The organism is Stenotrophomonas sp. 05L44_2 (assembly GCF_056665995.1).
The window spans coordinates 1-2103 of sequence record NZ_JBFTNR010000722.1 but is presented as its reverse complement, the minus strand read 5'-3'; the positions used below and the strand labels follow the sequence as shown (position 1 = coordinate 2103).

Sequence of the window (2103 nt, the reverse complement as noted above, 5' to 3'; positions counted from 1 at the left end):
GCTTCGATGCGTTCTCGCCGGGCGGCAATTTCCAGCCCTGGCAGCTGCTGACCTACGGCTTCCTGCATGGCAGTTTCTTCCATCTGTTCTTCAACATGCTGGCCGTCTTCATGTTCGGCGCGCCGCTGGAACAGACCTGGGGTGAGAAGCGCTTCCTGACCTACTACCTGGTGTGCGTGGTCGGCGCCGGCCTGTGCCAGTTGCTGGTCGGCACGATGCTCGACAATCCGGCCACGGTGCTGGGCGCGTCCGGTGGTGTGTTCGGCCTGCTGCTGGCTTACGGCATGCTGTTCCCCAACCAGCGGGTGATGCTGCTGTTCCCGCCGATTCCGATGAAGGCGCGTACGTTCGTGATCCTGTTCGGCGTGGGCGAGCTGGTGCTGGGCATGACCGGCTGGCAGCCGGGCGTGGCCCATTTCGCGCACCTGGGCGGCATGCTGTTCGGCTGGCTGCYGATCCGCTACTGGCGTGGCCAACCGCCGTTCAACAAGCGTCGTCCCCCGGGCCCGCCGAAGCGCCCGAACCACCTGCGCAGCGTGAAGTGAGGCACAGGTGGGTGCCAACCTTGGTTGACACGCCTTGACGCCGGTAGGTGCCAACCTTGGTTGGCACGCTTTGACGCCGGTAGATGCCAACCTTGGTTGGCACGCATTTCATGCATCGGCCAGCACGACCTGCGCCGCGTTGTGCCCGGGCGCGCCGGTGACCCCGCCGCCCGGATGCGTACCCGCACCGCACAGGTACAGGCCGGGCAGGGCGCCGCGATAGCCGGCCTGGCCGACCATCGGCCGCGCCGAGAACAGCTGGTTGGCGCTGAGCGCACCGTGGAAGATGTCGCCACCGATCAGCCCGAATGTCCGTTCCAGATCCAAGGGTGACAGTGCCTGTCGACCAAGCACGCTGTCGGCGAAGCCGGGGGCGTAGTGATCGACGGTGGCGATCATCAGGTCGGCGACGGTGTCGCGGTGATCATCCCAGTGTCGGCCATCGGGCAATTCCGGCGCCACGTGCTGGCAGAACAGGCTGGCCACATGCTGCCCGGGTGGCGCCAGCGAATCATCCAGCGTGCTCGGAATCAGCATCTCCACGATCGGCTCGCGCGACCAGCCCTCGCGACGTGCATCCAGCCAGGCACGGTCCATGTAATCCAGGCTGGGCGCCATGATGATGCCGGCACTGAGGTGATCACCGGGGCCGGGCAGGGCACGGAAATCCGGCAGCCGCGACAGCGCCACGTTCATCCGGAACGTGCCCGAGCCGCAGCGCCAGTTCGCCATGCGTTCACGGGTGGTGGCGGGAACCTGGGCGGGCTGCAGCAGTTGTTCGTACAGCAGCTTCGGGTTGACGTTGGCCACCACGGCACGTGCGCGCAGGCTCTCGCCGCCGGACAGCGCGACGCCAACCACGCGCCCGTCCTCAACCAGCAGGCGCTGCACGCCGGCATCGACGCGCAGCTCGGCGCCGGCCGCACGCGCGGACGCGGCGATGGCCTGGCTGATCGCGCCCATGCCACCGATGGCGTGGCCCCACGCGCCCTTTACCCCGTTGCACTGGCCGAACACGTGATGCAGCAGTACGTAGGCGCTGCCTGGCGTGTACGGGCTGGCGTAGTTGCCAACAATGCCATCGAAACCAAACAGGGCTTTGATCGGCTCGCTTTCGAACCAGCGATCCAGGTACTCGGCGGCCGACAGCGTGAACAGATCCAGCAGTTCCTGGCGCAGTGCAGGGTCGAGTGCGGCCAGCTCCCGTCCCAACCGGCCCATCTGCCACAACGCCGGCAACGCACGCCAGCCAGCCATCACCCCGAGGTCGGGCGGCGGAYGCAGCGCCCAGTCGCGCAGCACATCGGCAAATACCTCCAGGCGCGCTTCATAGGCGGGCAGCGCCTGCGCATCGCGTTCGGAGAACTTCGCCACCTCGGCCTGGGTGCGGCCAGGTGCGGACAGCAGGTAGCGGCCATCAGGCAATGGCAGGAAGTTGTTGGCCGGCCGCGCGACGATGCGCAGCCCGTGCGCATGCAGCTGCAGCTCCTCGATCACCTTCGGCTGCAGCAGCGACACCGTGTACGAGGCCACCGAGTTGCGGAAGCCCGGGTGGAAC

The 2103-nt window shown here is 67.4% G+C and carries 2 protein-coding genes; one reads left to right on the top strand and one right to left on the bottom strand.

Going from position 1 to position 2103, the window contains the following annotated elements; all coding sequences use genetic code 11:
• Window positions 1-545: rhomboid family intramembrane serine protease (locus AC1VAN_RS19795; protein WP_480986534.1), on the top strand; the 545-nt coding region annotated here is incomplete at its 5' end.
• Window positions 546-653: 108 nt separating this feature from the next.
• Here the strand turns inward: AC1VAN_RS19795 and AC1VAN_RS19790 are convergent.
• The coding region (locus AC1VAN_RS19790) for a phytoene desaturase family protein (protein WP_480986533.1) at window positions 654-2103 on the bottom strand (1450 nt) is incomplete at its 5' end.